Raw genomic sequence first — 5,076 nt, forward strand, 5'->3', positions numbered from 1 at the left:
GCGGACCTGGTATTACCAAATCTGACTTATTGATTATTAATAAGATTGATCTTGCTCAGCAGGTAAACGCTTCTCTTGAAGTGATGGAGCGTGATGCTACAGCGCAGCGAGGCGATAAACCCTTCATTTTTACCAATATGAACACGAAGCAGGGCGTTGATACGATTATTGCCTTTATCCAAGATAGAGGAATGCTTAGACCAGCCTAGCCTCCACACCCTCGAGTGAGATCTTTGTCACACACTTGATCTCACTCACTTCACTCTATATGGCTAAGTAATCGCGGTTTATGTTAAAGTTTGTAACAGCGTGCAGCCTCTGCTCTTCCTCAAGTTGACGCTTAGAACATAAAAATAAATGAACCGTTGATAAAGTTGTCCAACATGATCTCGATGAAAGCTCAAGCCAAAAAGACGGCGCTGTGCGTTGCGATTGCAAGCGCGTCAGGTATCGTCGTGGCGGAACTCCAACCTCTTGATGAAGTGGCGTTAAACAATATCAGGGGGCAGGCTGGGCTCACTATCGATATCGAGACGAAGCATACCATCGGCGAATTTGAATACGTTGATGCGGGCAGCTTGTTCATTCGTGATATGAGTTTTGGCGGCATCGACGGCGGCTTTGCTGATAATCTTCGAGCAAAAATAGATATTTCTGGTCCTAACGAGCGTATTCAGAAAGGTTTTTCTGATTACGTAGTGTGGTCTGAGCTCGGATTCTTAGACCCCAATGAGGCCGATGTTGCTTGGGCTACGGCAAAATATAAAGATCAGAGTACCGGCGAAATCGGAGAAGTGCTGGGGGACGGCGATTTATTGATCCATGTTAGTGCTACGGATTTCGGTTATTTTTCTCCCGATGGGCTCACTAAGAATACCACTGCAGATTATGCAGACAATCTTGAGATGATGAAAAATTCTATCGACTTTAAGATTACGCAGGGTGAGCTCGGACTTCGATCTTCAGATGGATCTCAAGAAACCGTGTTGACTCGTAATCTTTCGATTGAGGCCTATCTCGGTTATCTCGATATTATGATCACCAATGACGGCAATGGTTTCTCCCAAACTGATGAAGAAGGGGAGCCCGACGGAATCCGATTGGGTGATTCTCATATTGCAATCGACGTAAAATTCCGCGTTGAAGACTTGGATGTTGATAGCACTAATAATGCGACCAATACATTTATTGATCGAAATGTGACCAATCCATACCTCACACTAAGAGATATGCGTATTCACAACGAGCGGGGCGCAGATACCTTAGGCAGTTTTGGCTTTGCCAGTGTTGAGCAAAAGATTGCTGCAGCGACGGACATTATTCCCGCATACAGTGAGTTAGGGGCGATAGCCGGGGGCGGGCCTGCTGACATCAAGGACTATGGTGTTGACGGTGTTTCAATTTATGATATCAATGTGCGCTGGGACTGGGACTTACCCCATATTCAGTTTGGTGACACTGAAACCAGTATTGGTGAAGTATACTTCACTGATTTCGTGATCCACGGAACCAATCTAACGATTTCAGCGCACTAGTGGCGGGACGAAGCTAAGCTCGACTCAAGAAGCTTAGTTCGCTGGCCGCTCCGTCATATACCTCTCAACAGTGTCTATAATCGCCTGAGTGCTTGGATCGATTTCAATATTAACGCTCGTACCTTCCTGTAACTGGCCAAAAGTGGTCACTTCTAGCGTCTCTGGAATAAGGTGGACGCTAAAGCGTTCGGTGACCTCAGCGCCAATGGTGAGACTGCATCCATTGATCCCAATATATCCTTTGGGTAGAACATAACGCTGAAGTTTGTTCGGGCATTCGAAAATGAGCTCACAGTTTGTCTCTGTTTCGTTACGACCTAACAGTTTAACGGTTGAACTTATGTGGCCGCTCATCATGTGGCCACCAATCTCATCACCAATTTTCGCAGCCCTTTCAAAGTTCGTGATTGAGCCGACAGCAAGCTCCCCAAGGTTTGTCACATTCAGCGATTCTTTCATGACGTCAAAACGTGCAACTGAGAGTGCGGTATCGAATGTCGTAACAGTTAAGCAGCAACCGTTAATCGCGATACTGGCCCCGCGCTGCAAGCCGCTTAAGGCGTCCGGGGGGAATCGGAATGTTATTGAGCTCAGAGCGTCACGTTTTTCTATCGCTGTCACTTCTGATTTACCTTGGACGATACCAGTAAACATGGCGTTTGCTCCTTTGGGCTAAAAAATCGAACAGTAATTATGCTTCGTATTGCATTAAAGAATCCGTCTATTCTACCGATATAACCTATTAAGAGCATTAAGGAAGTAGTGCGTGTCGAAAGCAAATCCAGAGAATCAAAATGCGGTAGCTTCAGGGTTGCTTAGAAACGAAGTGCCGCCTCAAAAACGAGCAGAAGCCTCACGTCCCGAGTCAGAAGAGCGCGGTGTTCGGAATATTCGTAGCAGAACACCTAATGCGGATAAAAAACCCGCTTTTGGTGTGAAAGATCCCGCAGCCGATCAAGACAAGCCGCCCGCAGGCAGTGCAGCCACGCTTAAATTAAAAGACGGACCTATTGATGAAGAGACACTTCATGATTTCGCCACGCAGAAGCGACTTTTGGCAAGTTGTGAGCGCGTCAATCTAGTAAACCTTCAAGTTTTGAGTATGGAAGGGTACCCCGATAATTGGAGCATTGATTCTGCCCGCAAAACGAGAGATTTGCTGATTATGGGTGGAAGTATCGCTCTTGGCATATTTATCATTGGACTTGGGGGGCTTCTACCGGCTGCGGTTTCGGGCATAGCGTTAGGGCTGAGCGCGTTGATGATGTTTCTGGCTTTCTCAACGGTTCAGAGTGCGTTTACTAATCGACCCTCTTTAACTGAGTTGATGTCACGGCGACAAAAAATTACGCGTGGAGCGCGTGGTCATGTCGCATTTTTAGAGGGGAATGGTGGCTTGGCGTGGCGTTGCGAAGCGCTGGGTAAATACAATCGGCATTTGTATAACCAACAATTCACAGTGCTTCTTAGATATTCAAAGGCGGGAAAATTAGCGTTCGCTTTGCAGACGCCGCGGCACTTTCGGCTTTACCTCATGTTTATGATTGAAGCGCAAAAAGCCTATAAGAAATTACAAACAATCTACTTGAGCGAAGGCTTTTCACTAGCTGATACCTAGTCGCCATATCTTGGGCAACCAACTTGACATGCCTTGTATCCAAACGTATGTTTAAAACAGTTGTTTAGAATAGATTGCCTAAAAATGCCACAAGTAGATACGGTCGACAAAATACTGGATGCCGCGGAACTATTATTCGCTGAAAAAGGCTTTTCAGAAACCTCCCTTCGCATGATTACGAGCAAGGCTAACGTGAACCTTGCCGCAGTAAATTATCATTTTGGTTCAAAGAATGCTTTGATCCAAGCCGTTTTTTCACGCTTCCTAGGGCCCTTAAGTGAGATTATGGAAAAGGCGTCCGTTGAAAATGGCTGGGGCGTAGACAACATCCCAAGTCTCGAAGAGATTTTAAAGCTTTATACAAAGAGCTTGTTGAAAATACCTACTAGTCATGAAAATGGTGTCGCGATTTTTATGCGCCTAATGGGCTTGGCGTACACTCAATCACAAGGCCACCTGCGGCGCTATTTGGAGGCAGAGTATGCGAAAACGTTTCGATTATTTCTAGAGTTGATCCGTTTGAGCACACCCGGCTTAACCCTTAAAGAACGATTCTGGCGTACTCAATTTACGCTTGGATCCGTTGCCTTCACGATGTCTAGTCTGCAGCCTCTGACTGAAATACTAGAAAACAGTAAATCTGCAAAAGCAAATCCTGAAGAAGTTGTAGAGCTTCTTGTCCCGTTTATTCTAGCGGGTCTGACGGCACCACCAATGGATGTTAATTAAGTAGATTCTTGCTCGCACTGTTGCTAGTCTGGCGCTGTTTCTCTGGCGAGTCACTTATGATTACCCAAATCCTCATCAGTATTAGTCAACAAACACTGGAGCTTCGCTCCACAGCGTTGCGAAAAACTTACCCGATATCCACCGCTAAGAACGGGGTCGGGCAGCAAGAAGGATCTTTCGCTACGCCTCTCGGAATACACCTCGTGAAGGACAAGTTTGGCTACCAACTACCAACTAACACTGTTTTTGTCGGACGAGAGCCGCAAGTAGCGCTTTTCTCTCCTGAACTCGAAGCAGAGAATCCAGACAAGGATTGGATTTTGTCGCGAATTCTGTGGCTCAGTGGTTGTGAACCAGGATTAAATCGCTTAGGCGATGTGGATACGAAAACGAGATACATCTACATCCACGGAACGCCAGATTCCCAGCCGATGTCTATCCCTGCGTCTCATGGCTGTATCAGAATGCGCACTTATGATGTCGCTGAGCTATTTTCGCACACACCTATTTACACCCAAGTCATAATAAAAGAGTAGAAATGCATATCGAACCTAAGCTTGGTCCGGTCATGATTGACTTTGAAGGCCTTCACTTAACAACATCCGAGATTAGTCGTCTTGTCGACCCTCTAGTCGGCGGTGTCATTTTATTTACGCGTAACTTCGAATCACAAGCACAGCTTGCTTCTTTGATTGGCCAAATTCGCGCTGCCAGAAGAGACGTTATTATTGCCGTTGACCATGAAGGAGGACGCGTGCAGCGTTTTCGCGAAGGTTTTACGAAGCTACCATGCATGCAAACACTCGGGATGGCGTATGAAATTAACAAGGAAAACGCACTCCGCGACGCAAAAGAACTCGGTTGGTTAATGGCGTCGGAGTTGCGCGCTTTCGATATCGATATTAGCTTTGCACCGGTCATGGATAGAGATTACGGTATTTCTGATGTGATCGGTGATCGCGCATTTTCGTCTGATCCAACCATTATTGTAGCGCTATGTTCTGCGTTTATCGCCGGTATGCATGAAGCTGGTATGGCGAGCACGGGAAAGCATTTTCCTGGGCATGGCGCGGTGAGCGCAGACTCGCACGTAGACATTCCGGTTGACGGTCGATCACTTGAGGAAATTACGTCTCACGATATGCGTATCTTCAAAGAGATGTGCGAGCATGGCATGGATGCTGTTATGCCGGC

General features: G+C 46.5%; 7 protein-coding genes. 6 read left to right on the plus strand and 1 reads right to left on the minus strand.

Annotated elements, in window-relative coordinates:
- On the plus strand, positions 1-209 hold a 209-nt coding region (locus tag A3750_RS07765), incomplete at its 5' end, for a GTP-binding protein (RefSeq protein ID WP_304440180.1).
- Between the two features lie 174 nt (positions 210-383).
- The gene (locus A3750_RS07770) at positions 384-1,535 is read left to right on the plus strand and encodes a DUF6160 family protein (RefSeq protein WP_068454176.1); all 1,152 of its coding nucleotides are present in this window, start codon (positions 384-386) and stop codon (positions 1,533-1,535) included.
- A gap of 33 nt (positions 1,536-1,568) precedes the next feature.
- Here the strand turns inward: A3750_RS07770 and A3750_RS07775 are convergent, their stop codons facing one another.
- Positions 1,569-2,189 carry a riboflavin synthase gene (locus A3750_RS07775; RefSeq protein WP_068454178.1) on the minus strand — a complete coding sequence of 207 codons (621 nt, stop codon included), beginning with the start codon at positions 2,187-2,189 and terminating at the stop codon, positions 1,569-1,571.
- Positions 2,190-2,301: 112 nt separating this feature from the next.
- Between A3750_RS07775 and A3750_RS07780 the strand changes: the two genes are divergently transcribed.
- The 4 genes from A3750_RS07780 to nagZ all read left to right on the plus strand — a co-directional run.
- Positions 2,302-3,153 carry a hypothetical protein gene (locus A3750_RS07780; RefSeq protein ID WP_068454181.1) on the plus strand — a complete coding sequence of 284 codons (852 nt, stop codon included), beginning with the start codon at positions 2,302-2,304 and terminating at the stop codon, positions 3,151-3,153.
- 84 nt (positions 3,154-3,237) lie between these two features.
- On the plus strand, positions 3,238-3,882 hold the full coding sequence (locus tag A3750_RS07785) for a TetR/AcrR family transcriptional regulator (protein WP_068454184.1): 645 nt from the start codon (positions 3,238-3,240) through the stop codon (positions 3,880-3,882).
- A 56-nt stretch (positions 3,883-3,938) separates the two neighbouring features.
- Positions 3,939-4,418, plus strand: coding sequence for a L,D-transpeptidase (locus tag A3750_RS07790; protein ID WP_068454188.1), 480 nt, complete (start codon positions 3,939-3,941; stop codon positions 4,416-4,418).
- A gap of 2 nt (positions 4,419-4,420) precedes the next feature.
- On the plus strand, positions 4,421-5,076 hold a 656-nt coding region (nagZ, locus tag A3750_RS07795; protein ID WP_082873230.1), incomplete at its 3' end, for a beta-N-acetylhexosaminidase.

The sequence above is a fragment of the Oleiphilus sp. HI0079 genome (genome assembly GCF_001635105.1).